12 protein-coding genes are annotated in these 17,697 nt (G+C 38.1%); 4 read left to right on the top strand and 8 right to left on the bottom strand.

All coding sequences use genetic code 11. The features are described 5' to 3' along the window. Positions 1–61 precede the first annotated feature (61 nt). The 6 genes from FCR06_RS10660 to FCR06_RS10635 all read right to left on the bottom strand — a co-directional run bounded on the left by FCR06_RS10660 (position 62) and on the right by FCR06_RS10635 (position 7,031). Positions 62–886, bottom strand: a complete 825-nt coding sequence (locus FCR06_RS10660; protein ID WP_138499369.1) for a hypothetical protein — start codon at positions 884–886, stop codon at positions 62–64. Positions 887–1,020: 134 nt separating this feature from the next. Then, positions 1,021–2,070, bottom strand: coding sequence for a hypothetical protein (locus FCR06_RS10655; RefSeq protein ID WP_138499367.1), 1,050 nt, complete (start codon positions 2,068–2,070; stop codon positions 1,021–1,023). Between the two features lie 179 nt (positions 2,071–2,249). Then, positions 2,250–3,071: a hypothetical protein gene (locus FCR06_RS10650; RefSeq protein ID WP_138499365.1), complete on the bottom strand. Its 822-nt coding sequence runs from the start codon at positions 3,069–3,071 to the stop codon at positions 2,250–2,252. A 249-nt stretch (positions 3,072–3,320) separates the two neighbouring features. After that, positions 3,321–6,068 (bottom strand): hypothetical protein, encoded by a 2,748-nt coding sequence (locus tag FCR06_RS10645; protein WP_138499363.1) that lies wholly within the window; start codon positions 6,066–6,068, stop codon positions 3,321–3,323. Continuing rightward, on the bottom strand, positions 6,022–6,393 hold the full coding sequence (locus FCR06_RS10640; RefSeq protein WP_138499361.1) for a hypothetical protein: 372 nt from the start codon (positions 6,391–6,393) through the stop codon (positions 6,022–6,024). The genes FCR06_RS10645 and FCR06_RS10640 overlap by 47 nt, the downstream gene beginning before the upstream one ends. Positions 6,394–6,407: 14 nt before the next feature. Further along, positions 6,408–7,031 (bottom strand): hypothetical protein, encoded by a 624-nt coding sequence (locus FCR06_RS10635; protein WP_138499359.1) that lies wholly within the window; start codon positions 7,029–7,031, stop codon positions 6,408–6,410. Positions 7,032–8,492: 1,461 nt separating this feature from the next. On the opposite strand from FCR06_RS10635, the gene FCR06_RS10630 reads away from it, so the two are divergent. Together FCR06_RS10630 and FCR06_RS10625 are read left to right on the top strand one after the other, a co-directional pair. Next, a complete protein-coding gene (locus tag FCR06_RS10630) occupies positions 8,493–9,947 on the top strand; it encodes a substrate-binding domain-containing protein (protein ID WP_138499357.1) in 1,455 nt (484 codons plus the stop codon). 831 nt (positions 9,948–10,778) lie between these two features. Continuing rightward, positions 10,779–11,012, top strand: coding sequence for a DUF3134 domain-containing protein (locus tag FCR06_RS10625; protein ID WP_138499355.1), 234 nt, complete (start codon positions 10,779–10,781; stop codon positions 11,010–11,012). A 239-nt stretch (positions 11,013–11,251) separates the two neighbouring features. Here the strand turns inward: FCR06_RS10625 and FCR06_RS10620 are convergent, their stop codons facing one another. Then, on the bottom strand, positions 11,252–12,529 hold the full coding sequence (locus FCR06_RS10620) for a murein transglycosylase A (protein WP_138499353.1): 1,278 nt from the start codon (positions 12,527–12,529) through the stop codon (positions 11,252–11,254). A gap of 234 nt (positions 12,530–12,763) precedes the next feature. Further along, on the bottom strand, positions 12,764–14,089 hold the full coding sequence (locus tag FCR06_RS10615; RefSeq protein ID WP_138499351.1) for a proton extrusion protein PcxA: 1,326 nt from the start codon (positions 14,087–14,089) through the stop codon (positions 12,764–12,766). A gap of 87 nt (positions 14,090–14,176) precedes the next feature. Between FCR06_RS10615 and FCR06_RS10610 the strand changes: the two genes are divergently transcribed. Both FCR06_RS10610 and FCR06_RS10605 read left to right on the top strand, forming a co-directional pair. Next, on the top strand, positions 14,177–16,465 hold the full coding sequence (locus tag FCR06_RS10610; RefSeq protein WP_138499349.1) for a recombinase family protein: 2,289 nt from the start codon (positions 14,177–14,179) through the stop codon (positions 16,463–16,465). Positions 16,466–16,859: 394 nt separating this feature from the next. Continuing rightward, complete coding sequence (locus FCR06_RS10605) at positions 16,860–17,696, top strand: sulfite exporter TauE/SafE family protein (protein WP_138499347.1); 837 nt, start codon at positions 16,860–16,862, stop codon at positions 17,694–17,696. The last annotated feature ends 1 nt before the right edge of the window (position 17,697 follow it).

Raw genomic sequence — 17,697 nt, 5'->3', positions numbered from 1 at the left:
TTATATTTGTTTAAATTTTATTGATCGAATTTACGTGAGTGTACTTTGTTGTAGGTACAGCTTATTTGATAAAACTATCAGTTCTTTCTTGAGTTCGGCAATCTCTTAACTGAGTTTCATTGAGGTTGTTGTAGTTATCTAACAAACATAAATCACGCATTTCATAAATTTCTAATCTATCAGCGCGAACACTATAAATTGCTTTTTGTAGGTCGGTACTAGTATCCAATTCTGGATTAGGGAAATAATCTGCTGTACGCACCAGAAAATCTTTATTAAAAGGAGTTATAACTTTTCTATCATCACTTCGATTTTTTTGAATTAAGTCTGCCACCATACCGACTCGCCACTTACCTGGTGCAATTTCTTTTGGCGGATAAACTCGCTTAATTACTAACTGTGATGTCATCCCTTGATTACGATTTTCACTAAAAACTTCTGGTGGTGTTATTTGAGCAATTGTGCTTAAGAAACCTTTGCGAAAGTCTTCTGATAAAGCAAAACTGGCTATCCAACTGGTAGTACTAATTTTTTGGCTACCACCTTGGGGTGTTCTAATTGCTATTCCTAAATCTGATTTGGGATTTGCGACTTCTTCAATCTTTTGTGGTGGTAAGGTTCCTGACCAGTTAAACATTGCGCTCATTGTTTTGCTGACAAATTGGCGAATTGCTTCTGGTTCTCTTTTTAAATCATCAATTTCAGTTATTGGTTTACCATCTATTAATTGCACAAAGTTGGGAGGTTTTCTCACACTAAGTTGCCGAATAATTATGCCTTGAAATAAAAATAAAAGTAAGACTAATAGGTGTAAACTGAAAGTGGCGATCGCAAATATTGTTAAAACACTTACTGTTCTTTTTCTTTTTTCTAATATACGTGCCATTCACTCACCTCCTGCTGCAACAAACTTTGGTTATTATATATAGTTATAGGCAATACATTTTTTTATTCGTTTTGAATCAGTATATAGTTTAATTTTTATTCTTATTATTTTTTAGTCTTTTTATTCTTTGTTAATTATATTCTTTCCCTGACTAAAGAAGCTGTATTGCTGATAGCGCTGAAAACTGCAAACCCTCCAGCAGCAGCCACAAATAAGGATAAAATCGGTGCTAAAACTCCAAGAAAAATCATGAACCACATCAAGTCTGGGTCAACGTTAGGATCTTGACCTGGACCGTTAACAATTACTGCCGCAGTCAACACAGCGATAATATTAAATGAAATCTTGGCAATTCCAATAGATAAAAACCCCGTAAGCCATGCAAAAATCGGTTTCCCAGCTACAGGTAGTAAAGACCCGCCTACAGCAATTGGCCCTAAAACTGCTACTAGCAACATCGTGGCTTCTATTAAATTCTGGAAGGCATATTGTAAGGAAACTAAAAAGTTTTTGATACTCGTTTGAACTGTAGAACCTAATAAAGAATTAAATGAGGTTTCTGAGACGATACCAGTGCCATATCTAATATTACCTACTTTAGTTTCTAGTCTAGTTATCCAGTTACGATTACCATATGAATCTCGATATTTCTGCCAGAGAATATTTACTTTTTCAGAAGCTTTAGCAAAACATTGAGTTTGTTGTTCGCCAGTAAGTGACTGACAAGGACGCAACAAAGAACCTGCTACTTCTTCGGCAACACTCATATTGAGCGCTTGCTGGTAGACTTTATCTGCATCTGCTGTGACCAATACTTGCTGATTTGCAGTATCTAGAAAATTCCGCACTCCCAGTGTCAGATTAGAAAGGATACTTCCATTGCCTGAATTATTTAACAGTATCACTACTACAAAAGGCCAAATTAATGCTGATATGGGACGTGTATATTCGTATGATAATAAGTCTCTGAGGAATTGTACCATAAAAAACAATAAGGTTCCTACGGCAAAAAAAATACCTATATTTGTTAGCGCTCCATACAAATTATTACTGGTATTATTTTGTAATAAATCTAGCCATTGCTTGTCCCAACCTCCGGCAATACTTTGAGAAGTTGCAGCACCATTATCGAGAATTTCATCAATACCTGCTTGGGCGAAAATTAGTGGAATAGCAAGTTGCATTATTTTGAATATATAAGCTGTTTTTCTAGATTTACTAAGATGTGTTACGTTCGTAACGTATCATTATAGATACTTTTATTGTGTCACGCTGTCGCTAACTGTTTTTTAATTTTTTGTTCTATTGTCAGAAGTTTCAATATTTTCAAACTTCTATAAATTAGAGTTTTTATCTTCAAATCTTACTTATCAACTTTTCTACCAAATAAATCTAGTTGAGAAGTAGCTCGTAAAAGTCGTGCTGCTTCGGTAGATGTTTCGACTCTGCGAGCGCGATTTGCTTCTTCTGTCTGTTGAGAAATGTTTGCTAAATTTAAGTTTGAATATTGTAAAGACTGATTAGTTTGTAATGTCTGAGCAAATGTTTCAGCGACAATTTTCGATTGTTCCTGTTGGATTTTAATACTTTGTGATTGATTAGCATTTAGCAATTGTGCCAAAACCGCAGTAGCTGGATCAAGCTTAGTGGGATCAAAAGAGGGAATAGGAATTTGACTTAGCCAATTTTGGCTATCTTTATCAGCTGCCTGAGCAAAGTCTGCAATATCTTGCAGACTTTTCTCTGTATTTTCTAACTTCGATTTTGTCCTAATTTGTCCATTTTCACCAAGAACACCTGCCACAGATCCACGAGTAATTACACGATTTAATTCATTACTAATTAAATTTCCCCGCACGGCTGCATTATTTTCAAAGCGGTTTGATTTAGAGTCGGAATTAGAAGAGTAGAGAATTAAATCATCACGAACTTTTTTTCCAGCAGTAACGGGGTCAGGTATATTCAATTCTCCCTTAGCAGTGTTCAGAGCATTTTGACTCTGTACTTCTACAGGTTTTAAGTTGTCACTGAGGTTATATTGGAAGTAGTTTTGCAAATCTGTAGAATATGATTGAAAATCAGTCCAAACCTGACCCAGTTGTGATGTACTAGTACTGTATTGAGCTGCTACTGGGAGAATTGCCACAGATACTAAAGTCAAGGTCAAAATGGTAGTTTTCTGCATACATCTGTATCTAAAAAAGGTAGACGAAATTATTTAGTGAGTTGAAATTCAGTTGAGTAAAGTGGTTATTTAAGATTTACCGAGAATAAATTATTACTATTTAGAGGTTGGACATTTTGTCCACCTTTGGTAATGGGCGGGCGAGACGCCCACCCCACAATCAGTTTTGGAATATTTTTTGATTTGATTTGGTAGTTTTTGATTAAGTTTTTGAATTGCTGTTAACTGCTCATAGATATCCTCCCGGAACTAATTACTACGTAGTGTAGCCACTAACTGGCGTGCAAATGCAGAAATTGCTTCATATTTATCACTGTGAATTTGCATCATTTGGCTACGTGCAGTTTGTTCGTAAGGGTTATTAGCAACTGCGGCCAATTGCTCGTAACCTGGATAGTAACGGCAGAATGTATAAACACCGTTATCATCTAGCAACCATTGGCTATAAATCCCTTCTTTACGTGGGAAAAAACTTTCTGAGGCATTACGAGCAATAACTTTACGCGGATATTTTAAGATATCTGCAAAACTATCCACTGCAACTGGCTGAATGCGGCCAATTAACCGGGTTGTTAAGTTTTGCAGAATTTTTGATGCAGCTTTGGATTTGGCAATAGTATCAGGATCTTGTGCTGATAATATAACTCGGATACCGGCTTTAGCACCGTTAGCACATATTCTACCAACTAAGTCGGAAATTTGTTCAAATTCAAATAAAATTGGGGCTTCGTCAATGAAGAATATGGAAGCTGGACTACTTAATGCGCGTCTCAGTGCGGCTGAATAAGCACTTAAGGATAGTACGGCTGCATCTTCACTATCAGAGAGGTTTCTGAGAGCAAAAACCAAAAGTTGGGCATCAGTGGGAAAGCTGGATGGCGCAGAAATAGCTTGTCCAACGCGACTAGTCAGCCAAAATCGCAAGCGCAGCTGAATTTGACCGAGGGCATCTTCTACTCTGCCACTAATTGAGTTGAGCTGCAAATGTTCTGGAGAACAGAAAAGTAGAAAATCTTTTAAGGTAGGGGTTTTTTGCCAAGCTAGAGAACCGAACCCCCCCGCCATTGCCAGTCGATATCGTTCTTTGATACCTTCATCAGCAAAGAAGACTTCTAAGGCTAAATTAAGAATTGATCGCACTGTTTGCGATAAAATTTGACTTTCGGTAGACGAGCCCAGAACCATTGTCATTAAAGCAGATTCTAGGAAGGCGCTATAATCTATAAAGCGATCGCGTTGCTGTTCTGTGTCTAGCGATCGTAAATCTGGTTGTTCAAATAAGTTATTTGATTGTTTGGAAATATCAAAATAGGCTCCATTTCCCTCCATAAATTCTGTATAGTCAGTGAAAGTCGATGTACCATCAGGTTTGGGGAAATCTAAGGCGATTACTGGAATGCCGTATGCCAAAGCCTGAGTTAAAATCCCCGATACCAATACAGATTTACCAGCACGAGTGGTGGCAAATAAAGCTAAATTTTTGTGCTGGTTAAACAAATCTAAATGTACGGGTGTTCCGCCTTCTTCAGCAATCAATTCAAAGCCTTGTCTATCACCTCTTTTGGTTAAAACTAAAGGCATTAATCCGGGAACTTCACTTGTTAAATATAGTTGACGACGATTGAACGGAGTTGCTAATAAACCTTCCCAAACTATCGGCAAAGTTTGCAGCCAAATTTTCCAGGCGTATTCGGTTTCTCGAATTACCCTTGCTGGACGTTGAAAACAGTTTTCAATATATCTTGTAGCTTCATCTAATTTTTCCACAGTTGGCCGATGTACCAAAATTGCAATACTTGTATAAATCGGGACTGCACCTTCATATAATTGTTCTTGGGCTGCTACGGACTTTCTTAACTTTAATTGAGCATTGACATCAATAGTTTTACTTTTCTCTTGAGCTAAAATTGTCGTCATATTTGACTGCTTTAGCACTCGTTGGAGAGTAGTTTTTACTAGTGCTGGATTTGCCGCAGTCAATTCACAAAAAATTTCTGTATCTACTACTGTTTCTCTGGCTAACAGTTCCCATAAATACCGCAACTGAGCCGATTTATTTGGCCAACCACCAGGTTTTTCCAAAAATGACAGCGTGCCAACATAACGATTTTTCACATTCACCCAACGGCGATCGGCACGAGGTACATTAGACTCCATCAGCAATGTTGTGCCGTGGATATTGTCTATTAATAATTTACTACTAGCTAAGTCGGAATTAACTTGTTCGTGCAGTCCTTGTTCATCTAAAGTGATTAATTGCGGAATATCTATGGGCTGGGTATCATTAAATCTTCTCCAGACATCTTCCCAAAGCTCGTCTGCACTCAAAGCTTTGACATCCAATCCCATTTTGTTAGATAAAATCTGCTCCCAGCGCGAGAAACCTTGTTTATAAGCATTTGTGATTACAGTTTCAATCCGCTGGTTTTCGGTTTCTGAGAGATCCCCTTTAAATTTCAACCACCATAATTCAGCTTTGACTAAAAGTTTCTCTATCCAATCATCTGCATTTTTTGAGCTAGTTTCGACTGTATAGGTGACATAAATCCGCATGAACTTTGGCTTTCGCACGCCAGATTTAGTCAGTTCTTTAATTCTCGCTCTCTCCGCCATCAACAAATATTTAATATCACGGGATGGCGCATTTCTAATCAGCGCTCCTAACTCTTTTTGTCGCTCTACATCTGAGCTAAAAGATCCTAAATGCAGTGTCATTCTTTCACCGCTAGGAATATCTTTTAACCCAGCTTCAATATTATTAAAAATTGTATCAATTTCTTCTGGTCTTAAAGTGGTATGAATTCCTTTACAATCAAAACCAAAAACAAAGCAAAATCGATCCTTTTGAGTACCTTTTGTCAACAGATAAGCGCCGATATCGCGCCCATTCATCGAGACGCGCAGCATTGTCGCCAAATGTAAGGCATCTTCAAATGGTGTTAATCTAGTTTCATTTCCGGTGACGCCGACGCTTTGTTTTCCGATTTTTTGCTTCATGGTTAACTTCTAGTAAGCTTTGATAACGAGCAAAGCCTCTTGTCCAAGCGGGAACACCAATAAATTTACTTAAAAAACTCCAACTTTTCCCACCAGTTAATATCCACCAAGTTCCAATTCCCCAACCAGTCATTAGTAGCGTCCACAGCCATTTTTGAAATTCTTCTTGGAAAAGACCACCAAAAATCCCATTGATTATAAAGTAGGAGGCTAAGGCGATTACTGTCCAGGGAAGAATTTGATCGGCTGGAATTGGCCCTAATGAAGGTTGGCTTCCTAGAACTTGGTTAACTGGACGAAATTCTTGTTCCCGCTCTTGTGACATTTCTATTATCTTAATTATTTACTGTTATCGCCAATTACAAACCGTGTCAATACATCAGCAATGGTAACAGCTACAACGACTAATAGGGGAGTTCTGGCGATGCTTTGCCAATCTTCATCTTTACGGACTGCGTTGATTACACCAACCAAAGAAATTGCAATATACAACAAGAATAGTGCCCGCAATACATTAAATATCAAACTTACTGCGGTGTCGCTACCACCAGCATTATTTCCTGTTGAACCATCATTCAAAGTTTTTTTGAAAAACTTTTCTGCTTCGCCAAAAAACTGCGCTTGCGCCGGAGCAGCAAAGTAATCTAACCAAAATAAACTTAGAACGATCGCCACTGCTAAAATTTGTAATATTATCAGCGATCGCTTTGGCAAATGTACCTGCTGCCCAATTCTATGGATGATGACTGCAATTAAACTACCAACTAGTAAACAAAATAGCAGGATAGGACTTTTTAGGCTGATAACGCTTAAAAATACAGCACAAGCAATCAAAAAAGGTACAGATTCAACTAAAATAAGCAGAGTGGATTTCAGTGCCAGTCTTAACTTATCAGATCCTGTGGCTGCACTACCAGTTAAAGCTTTGAAAAAGGTTCTCTCGTGAGAACTTTGTCTAAACATTTGCTAATTTTCCTATAATGTACTGTGGGCGTTGGTGGTTTTAAATTTTACAGATATAATGATTTTACATGATTTAACATTTATTTTTACTCAAATGTATGAAGTTCAGCAAAGTTATACATTATCATCCAATTTTTTATTAATTTAAGTTAACTAAATATTAATATTTATTTAATAAGTGTGTGTATCTTGAAAAACTAAGTCTTTAGCCATTAACTGTAGCAATTACAGTTAACAGTTAAAATTTTCTGTCTCAGAAATCTTGTTTTAATTATCAGTTTGAGTAATCGAGTGGTCATAATAGACAATCCTTGGCAGGATAGCGCTATTTAATCACTATAGCTAAAGTCAAATCTCAATCCTTTGTCTATATATACGTTTTGCTCACTAGGCTTGATTGCTTAAGGTGCTTTGCTACCTCATTTGCTGCATACAAAAATCAACCAAACGGCTACTGTATCCCATTTGCCAAGACTATTGAGAATACTTTTAGAGATTATACTAGCACTACCATTGGAATCCGTGTTAAGTAGTCTACTGTCATCAGTACTAACTAATCGAGATTTGAACAAAGTTCAATTGAGCATTTTTCAGTGCGTTTGTCTCCTTGGCGGTAGCTTACGTAAGTCCTTCAAATAGCTTTTTGCTGTCAGACCCCGTGACTTCCCAAGACCACAGTGCTGAACCGCTGCGCGTCAACATCAAAAAATGGCTTTAACAAAGAGTTTTAGCCTGTAGCCAACCGCATTGGAGCAAGTTTTATCCTTTTACCCGAATATTTATAAGGTTTATAAATTGGTTGATTGTCGAGAAAAAATACTAAAACTTAGGCATTGAGAAAATACTAAATAGAAAATGTAAGTTTTCTAAGCGCCGAAACCAGTTATTTCATTAATAAACACAATGATTAATTTGTCAAGACTATAAAAGATATTTAATATCCATTGCAACCTTTTAAATAAAATTTAATAACTAAAACTATATTATATAGACTGTCTATAAATAATTTCGATTTGATATTGGCAAAAATTAATAAAAAAGGATATAAAGCCCCTTTTTCAAAAGATGTATAAAATTCCGAAAATATAATAATTTATTTAAACTTTCCATAATCTAACCATGATTTGAATTTTACCTTAACATTCTACTGTTAAATTCGTTGCAAGAGTCTGACAGCTATTAATCATAGCAGTCCTAAAAAATTGTGAAATTATTACTTTCTTTGTGTCGTGGCTTCGCTTTAGCCGATGGCGAAATGCCACATGTCTACACAAAAGAAAGTGATGTTCATATTATTTGCTCTAAGTTTTTCACAAGTTTGTGCAAACTCGTGATTTATAAATAACTTTTTTAGTGCCAAACTGTTGGGCGTAACAAAAGCTTATTTTTAATCACTAGTTTGACAATTGGTTTTGTCTTTTCCAGGGTGTTCATTTCTAAATTAATTTTAAGGAGCTTGACATGGCTTTATCTCGCCAATCGAAATATTTGACAAGTTCAATTTCTCTACTTGCCATCACAATTAGTTTAGTAGGTCAATCTGCTACTCATAAATCTCTAGCTCAGACCTCCACCACTCCTCCCCCTACTGGAGTTACCTCAATAAATGGTCTAGGTGCAAGTACTGTAAATACTTTGTTTGTAGGTACAGGAGCAACTAATTCATATCCTTTTGGCTCAAAAGGCTCATGGTTTAACGTTTTCGGGGTTGGAAATCCTACATCCCTTAATGCTGATGTGCCCCCAGCCTTCCTCAATTACCCAAACGGAACTTATGGCCCAGTCGTTAATAACGACACATTCAGATATGCTTCAGTTGGTAGTGGTGCAGGTATAACAGCTTTTTTCAGTCAAACTCCACCACCAGCATCACCTGGTCCTACCATCTTAGCCCCAGTCTCTTTTGCAGCTAGTGATGACCCTTTAGCAGGAACACAAATAGAACAAACAGTTACTACTGGTACTGGAAAGCCCAATAGTGGAAAGGCCATCCAAGTACCTGTGGTAGGTGTCGGAATCACCTTATCTTATAATAGTGCTGGTCTTACCATACCAGCCGCTGGACTTAAGCTTTCACGAAAGAGTTACTGTGGTATTTTGAATGGCGCCATAGTAAATTGGAATGATGCCAGCATTAAAGCAGATAACGGCGGTGCAGTAATTGCAGCCAATTTACCCATTAAAGTTGTACGTCGTAGCGACAATAGTGGTAGCACATTTGTTTTAAGCACCCATCTCAATACTGCATGTCAGACTGCTGCAACTAATGGTCTTCCAGCAGCTAATGTCTGGAATAGAGGAGTAGGTAGCATAAGTACTTCAGGTACTGTACCTCCAACACCACCAGCCAATACGGTTGTTTGGCCGGCAAGTTTCTTATCTGCTACAGGAGGTGGAGGTGTAGCCACTGCAATTAAAAATAATTCTGGCGCAATTGGTTATGTAGATAGTGCTACACGTTTAGCTAACAGTCTACCTGCCGCAATCTTACAGAACAAAGCAAATTCATACGTTGGTCCCACAACAGCTGGAATTCAAGCCGCTTTAAGTGCTGGAACCATTGTCAAATATGGTACTGCTCCAAATAACAGGCTGATTAGAATTGATGGTTTGGCCGATCCTACCGTTTCACCAGCCTATCCCATTTCCACAGCAACTTACACGCTGTTTTATGACGTATACGGAGGGACTAACGGTAATCTCATAGCAACTCATATTAGAAGCTTGATCAACTGGGCTTTAGCAGCTGCGCCACAACCAGTTCCTCCCACCGCCAATTCCTCTAACCCCACTCCAGACCAGATAGCTACAGCTCGAGGATATGCTCCTCTTCCTAATAGCATTAAGGTTGTGTCTAGAACTGTTGTGGGTACTTGCGTAAATACTTTTACTGGTACTTCTCCTTGTACCCCTTAGGTTTCTAAATCAACCTAGTAACCTGTCAGAKAATTGAGCTATTGATTTAGTTGACATATCCTAACGACCATCAGCGGCGTTGCTGAATTTAAGTATGAATTTCAAACTTCAAAGTTTTAAACTTTTGTTTTTAGCCTTTTGCGCGAAACAAAATTCATACCCTTAATCAGCAACGCCCTATTTCAGGATTGGCTAAAAATCTTGACAACTAAGCTATTACGCCTTTAAATTACCAATCACTTGGCTTTGTTCGTTGATTGCTGACGGTTAAGAGTTAATAGTCGGCAATCAACAGTCAATAGTAAAAAAAAGGATTTGAGTTAACCGAAGGCAGTACTCACCTTATTGGATCGGATGATGCGATCGCTATTAATAATTTATTCTTTAGCTACTATTATAATTAGTATAAAATAAAACAATTATACCAGCATATTTAGTTAATTAAAAGTCGTAATTGATTACAACTTTACTATTCTTAATAACTAGATATCTAATGACGAAAGTAGTTAAAAAAGTTTAACTGTCAACTATGTTATCATTAAATATGTTGAGAAATATTTTCGGTCATGTTAGTGACTACATAGACGCCTCTCCGAATCTAAATCTCTATATATTTTGGTTATCGAGGTATTTTATGTCAGTAATTGGCGTGAAAAATTTACTTTCGAGTATTCCGAAAATTTAAATTTTTAGCGAAGGAAACTGTACTGAAATATCTCTAAAAAACTGAGATATATTACTGTCATGAATTTACATAACGGCAGTAAATTGTCTCAAAAATCCAGATAGCATACGGTTACTACTTGGACTTATATCAAAAGTGAGTTTTTTATGCCTACAAGTCCTTTGCGTGAAGAACCTCGTAATCAACGAGCGCCCGTGATTCGTACAAGTAATGAATTTATTCTCTTGGAATGGCTAAAGTCAAGTGGTCGTCTGATAGAGCGCGAACATCAAGAATCTGACTATCTAGGTGAAATAGAAGAAATATCAGAAATGATAGATCTTGATGACATTCCCTACGATCATGATGATGACGATGTTGAAATGGATTTAGAAGCTTAGTTGTAGTTGGGGTAATTCGTAATTCGTAATTAGCATACCCAAGGTTTCATTGACCTGAAATCAATAGTTTATTTACCTGAATTACAGATAATTTGTAGGGTAGCACAATTGTGCTGCCCTGCTTTGCGAACAAGGGGGCTTGATACCAAAAGAAAAATGATTGTAACAGATGAATTGACAAAACCTAGATAAACTAAGGCCATTCCCAATCCCAAATTTAAAATCTCAAACGGGATCATCTACTTGAGTAATAGATAAAATAATTGCCCATCACTAACTGTGACGCCAGCACGATCGCCTGCTATTTTACCAGTACCTAAAAAATAATCGACTCTACCTGCACCTTTAATTGCGCCTCCAGTATCTTGATCGAGAACATAGCGGCTAGTAATCCGTTCTTCCATGTTTCCAGTAGAATTAACAAAGGGAATAGCAGCACGAATCAACGCTAAAGCGCCAGGAGGCATGAGAGATTTATCTGTAGCAATAGAACGTTCTGCTGTTAGTGGTACATTAATAGAACCTTGGGCTGGTTCACCGTGGTTTTCTTGAAAAAAAACAAAGCTGCGATCGCGCGGAATATAAATATTTAAATCTTGAGGATGTTTTTGGAAATAGTCGAGAATAATTGGCATAGTTATACCTTCTAACGGTAATTTGCCATCATTGACTAATTCTCGCCCAATGCTTTTGTAATTATAAGCAGTATTACCTGCATAACCTATGGTTGTTTGAGTCCCATCAGTTAGCTGAAGTCTGGCTGAACCTTCAATTTGAATTAGATATGGTTCGAGGCGATCGCGCAACCAAAACAATTCTAATCCTCTTAATTTACCTTTTGCGCCTTGTAAACCATCTGCTCCTTCTAATTGTAAGCGTGTAGGATGAGGTTTAGACCAGGAGTTAAAGTTAGGAGGTAATTGATAAACAGGATAGCGATATTCTGCTGTGGGAACACGACTGGCGGCGTAAAGTGGTTCATAATAGGCGGTAAATAAAACGGTCCCTTTGTTATCTTTACCAACTGACTGATAATAAACAAATTCTCGTTCTATAGCTGTATGTAACTCTGTTGCTGAATTAGTTTTTAATAAAATTTCGCGGAATCTTTGCAAACTTTTGAATACGCGATCGCGGCTAATTCCAGCCACTGGATACTTTTGGTAAGCAGCTGCAGCCGCTTCGGTTTGTAAGTATTGTAAACTGCGATCAATAGCTGTCAATAATGCTTTTTTATCTTGTATTTTTCCATAGATTATCTCATCTAAACAAGAAGTATCACTCTGACAACAAGTAATTGGTGTCCTCTCAATTAATACTACTTTTTTGTTTTGGATAAATATATTTTTATTTGTCAACGACAATGGTACATCCCATTTTTTCACGCGACATTCTGGCGGACTGAGTTCCTGATTTACTAAAGATTGCATTCTCAATAAAGAGATTGAGAAAATTAAAAATAAGCTGATAGCGATAAAGTTATGAAACTTTCCTAACTCAGCAAATATTTTTTTCATACAAATATTTAATCAATTTAAGAAATCAAAAACTTTTATTGCTAATATACAAGTAACTAATAGGTTGTCGTAAAAGTTTTTAGAGGTTCGTACTCAGGACTTTAGTGCTTAAAAATCAATGACTAAAATCTTAACTATAAGCATATATAACCATTGAAGTTAATCATATAAACCACCAGTGTTGATTGCTTGTGAAAGTTTGTATTTAGCAGTTCAACTAATGCTCTAGATCCGTTATTCATTCATATTCCGGTAAGTAGCCACTGCTGAAGGTGATATTCGGTTCAGATATCGGAATATCCAGTATTTAAAAATAGTATCTAAAATTACTGGAAATGTAGCAATAAATAAGAAGATAAAATCTCTATTTGCTGGTAATCCCCAATGGCGAGATACACCTTCTAAAAGTACTTCCCAGCCGTGAGGAGAGTGGAATCCGACAAATATATCGGTAAACAAAATGATAATAAATGCCTTAGCACTGTCACTAAGTCCATAAACAATATGATCGAAGAAATCTTTCAGCACAGCAATAGAAGACTTACTGGTGAGTAAAAGCCAGATAAAAGCAATCACAGAAAACATATCCGCAAAAACATTTTTAATCGAATTAGAGCTTTCCTGCCGAAATTCTTCTGCAATCTCTGTTGCCTTTTCTTTTAGTTCTGTTTCTATCTTCTCAAGCGACAATGGAGGTGCATGACTAATCAGATTTTCAAACTTGATTCTTTCTTCAAATCTTTGTAATTCTGTCAGCGCTTCCTCTTCCATCTCATAATTTAAGAATACCTCAGCTTGCTCACTAGTTCTAAATCTTTCCAGAGTTGGGCCTACTATAAAAGCTTTTGCTATTTGATGCGTCAAAAGTGGTACTATTATTAATAGTAAAATAAATCTAATAGATATTATTGTCCTTCTTTGAGCTTGACGAAAACTCTGAATTACTTCTCCTTCAGAATTAGGGTCTAATTCAACTTGCAAACGATTGATAGTACTTAAAATTGAACGCGGTAAAACACCTGTTGTATCGGTTTTAGGCTTTAATTTTCTATCCGATTTTTTCTCTACATATTTAGTTGGGGGCTTAGGTGGTAAAGCTGAAGTAATTGCTGAGTCAACTGGTGTACTGGGAGGTTTTACCACTACAACTCCAGAAGTTATTTGTTCGGGAGATATTGTATATTTGGATATAACTCCATCGATAAAGTTCAGCTTTTCTAAAACGAAAGAAGCACTGAGGTATTCTATACCTGCTTTATTGGCAGCTTTCTGATCTTCTTCATTCAGAAACCAACGGCTTGCTCTAAACTCTGTAAGCCGCATCTTGGCAGTTTTTAATAGCTTATTTAAGTCTGACTCAAAATAATCCATGACGCTGTTACTGTACATGGCTGAGTCAATGTCTATTTTATTACCATTAAAATGCTTATCTTCTATTTCCTTAATCTTTAATGCTGCATCGTAAGCCTGATGTAAAGAACGTTCAGGAGTCTGTAAGTACCATCGATAAGCAGCAAGTAAGAAAGAATAGATTTTTTGGCTAAAAACAAAGTTTTTCATTGCAGACAATCATCCAGCATTATTTGGTGATTCTTAACCTTAAGTTAACGCACAAGGTATACTAGCAAATCTACAAGGAGAAAGTTCGTGGTTTCTCATTCGATTTGGATCGTTGGCACTAGCCGCAGTGGTAAGACAACTCGCTTAGTAAAGCAATTTTCTAGTTGGGTAGAACCTAAAAAACCGTATACTGACTCATTTTATACTAAAAACCAAGGACGTGAAAAAGGTGATAATGCCTCCAAATTTTTAGATCTTAAACCAACAGATCCAGGAGTTTTAGTCTTAGCTGCCAATGATGATAATCGGCGAGAATTAGGTGATAAAATTGTTACATCAACCTTAGGAAAATATCCGGTTCGGGCGAAGACACCGTTAGGTTTTTTTCAGGATGAGGTTATTTTATTTTGGCCATTGCTAATTAATTCATTGAACCTCAAGGCACAGTTCCCAGTGCGATTGCGCCCAGAAACCGAACAAGAGTTAGCAATCAAATTGTGGCGTTCCCAATTAGACGAAGAAATTTTACGTCTTGCGGGTGTGAATGAGTCTCGTTTAGTGCGTCGCATCCTAGACTTATTCCAATTAGCAGCCTATAGTGGCACAGTTTGCGAAGATATTGCCCAGATTTTGGCTAGAGGTTTAGCGGAAAATAGTACAAATTTAGAGCCGGAATTTTTGGCGTCTTTGCTGTTAGATTGGCGTAACTGGTGTTTAGAGAGGGGATTACTAACTTATGGGATTATTACTGAACTTTATAGCCAACATTTATTAAGCGATCGCAATTACCAAAAGCACTTAACAAAACGCTATCAAGCAATACTCGCGGATGATGTAGATGATTATCCTGGCGTAGCCCGTCTGTTATTTGAGTTGCTTTTAGACGAAGGCGCAATTGGGGCGTTTACTTACAATCTTGATGGTGCAGTGCGATTGGGATTAGGAGCAGACCCAAATTACCTCGAAGGATTAGCAGCACGTTGTCGAATAGAAACCTTGACTGGGCCACCTCCAGAGTGCCTAGGACAACAACTGGCTACACAAATGGTGGAATTAGTCACAGAATCCATAATGCCATTGAGCTTACCAGAAATTGTCCACTCGATTCAAACCACTTCCCGCGCCCAACTATTGCGGCAAACAGCACAAGTAATTACCAATGCCATCCAATCGCAGCAAGTAGAACCAGAAGAAATAGCGATTATAGCACCTGGTTTAGATGCGATCGCTCGTTATACCTTAGTAGAAATCCTGAGCAAACAAAATATCCAAATAGAATCGCTCAACGACCAACGCCCCTTAATTAGTTCACCCGTAATTCGGGCATTGCTCACCATGCTCTCGCTAGTCTATCCCGGTTTGGGACGGCTAGTAGATCGGGATGCGGTAGCAGAAATGCTGGTTGTTTTAAGCAGAAAACAACCACCACAAACTAGAGACGCGATTAATCGCGTCTCTACGGATATTGACCCAGTACGTGCTGGTTTAATCGCAGATTACTGCTTTGTACCCCACCCCGACCGTCCCAACTTGCTACCAGTGTCAGCCTTCGAGCGCTGGGATAGAATTGGCTATGCAGCTACTACAGCCTATAACGAAATATTACAGTGGTTAGAACAACAGCGATCGCAACAAGAACAGCGTTTAATTCCTAGTCCCATTTCCCTCTTAGATAGAGCAATTGTGCATTTTTTGTGGAATGGTAGCAATCTCCCCTACGAACAACTTGCAGCATTGCGGGAATTACTAGAAACCGCCCAACACTATTGGGAAATTGACACAAGATTACGACAAACCAATTCAAAATTATACACCGATCTCCCTATCTCCTCATCTCCCCTAATCCCGACTGGGCGGGGGCCCCGAGTTCCCCATCTCCCCATTGGCCCTAATCCCGACTTGGTGGGGGCCCCGAGTTCCCCCTCTCCCTCAGCGACTATTATTGCCGAATTTATTCAACTGCTGCGACGCGGTAGTATCACGGCCAACCCCTACCCAGTGCGTCCCATTGGTGGAGCCAGAAAAGCTGTGACTTTAGCAACTATATTTCAATATCGTTCTAGTAGGCGATCGCACCGCTGGCATTTTTGGCTCGATGCTGGTTCACCTTTATGGGCTAAAGGTGGTGCGGCGACATTGTTCGGTGCCCCATTTTTCCTGCAAGACAGATTAGGACAACCTTGGACAGCAGAAGATGAAAAATTAGCAGAACAACAACGACTTCGCAGAATTTTGGCAGATTTGCTGTCTCGTGTATCGAAGAGAGTTTATTTGTGTCACAGCGATTTAGCCGTTAATGGACAAGAGCAACTAGGGCCATTATTACCTTTAGTCAATGCTTGTGTCACAGTTATTTCTGAAACTACTGTTAATTGAAAAGGACTTATAGCAGGCTTTTTGTACTGCTTTAATATTTAACAAGTGTGATTCATTAACTTGAAATCTGGAGTAGATTCTGTACCTAACTTATTTACAAATTGTTGTATAGTACTAATATTTGATTTTTCAAGAAGCTAGGCACACCTTTATTCTTTCTTCCCAGTCCTCAGTCCTCAGTCCCAGGTCTGTAGGAGTATTCGGGAATCAAATCCGATTGCTATATATGACTTCTAAGTTTGGCGACGTTAATCATTTTTAATTATCAGTTTGACAAACAAAAATAGTTGTTTCTCTTAACTAAATTTTATAGAATACCTGAGGGCGAAATCAACCAATAGATTGAGTTTCGCTTTCTAGTCTCAAACAAAAATTTTGTGGCGGGCGAAACAATTTGAACATCCTAGAATTTTCTCTATTAGTATGGTTCGGCTCGTTTATAGCTGGATTTTTAGGAGCACTAACTGGGTTAGGAGGTGGAGTAGTAATTGTCCCGTTTTTAACCTTAGTATTTGGGGTTGATATTCATTATGCAATCGGTGCTTCACTAGTATCTGTAATTGCTACATCTAGCGGAGCTGCATCTGCTTACATCAAAGAAGGCTACACAAATGTGCGGCTAGGAATGTTTCTAGAAGTAGCAACAACCTTTGGTGCAATAGTCGGAGCAATTGTGGCAGCTAAAATTTCCCCAGGTTCGCTTGGTGTTGTGTTTGGAATTGTTTTACTATACTCTGCTTACTTGTCGCGCCAAAATCCACCTGAACACCTCAATAATTTTCCGTCAAATTCTTTAGCAATTCGTCTTCAACTCAATGGCACTTATCCGACTCCCACAGGAGAACAGTCTTATAACGTGCGTGGAGTACCCTTTGGATTTGGATTAATGTTTGTAGCTGGCGTACTTTCAGGATTGCTTGGTATTGGTTCTGGAGCGCTTAAGGTGCTGGCAATGGATCAAATCATGCATATTCCCTTTAAAGTATCAACCACTACTAGCAACTTCATGATTGGAGTGACGGCGGCGGCTAGTGCTGGCATATATCTGAACCGAGGTTACATTGACCCTGGATTAGCAATGCCAGTAATGTTAGGAGTATTGTTTGGTGCTTTATTAGGAGCACGGGTATTAGTCAGAGCCAGAGTCAAGCTTTTGCGAAATATTTTCAGCGTTGTCATTTTGGTGCTAGCGGTGGAAATGATTTACAAAGGGCTAACAGGGAGACTTTAAA

The sequence above is a fragment of the Nostoc sp. PA-18-2419 genome (genome assembly GCF_005869855.1).
Lineage (GTDB): Bacteria > Cyanobacteriota > Cyanobacteriia > Cyanobacteriales > Nostocaceae > Nostoc.
This window is presented reverse-complemented; position numbering and strand designations above follow the sequence as displayed.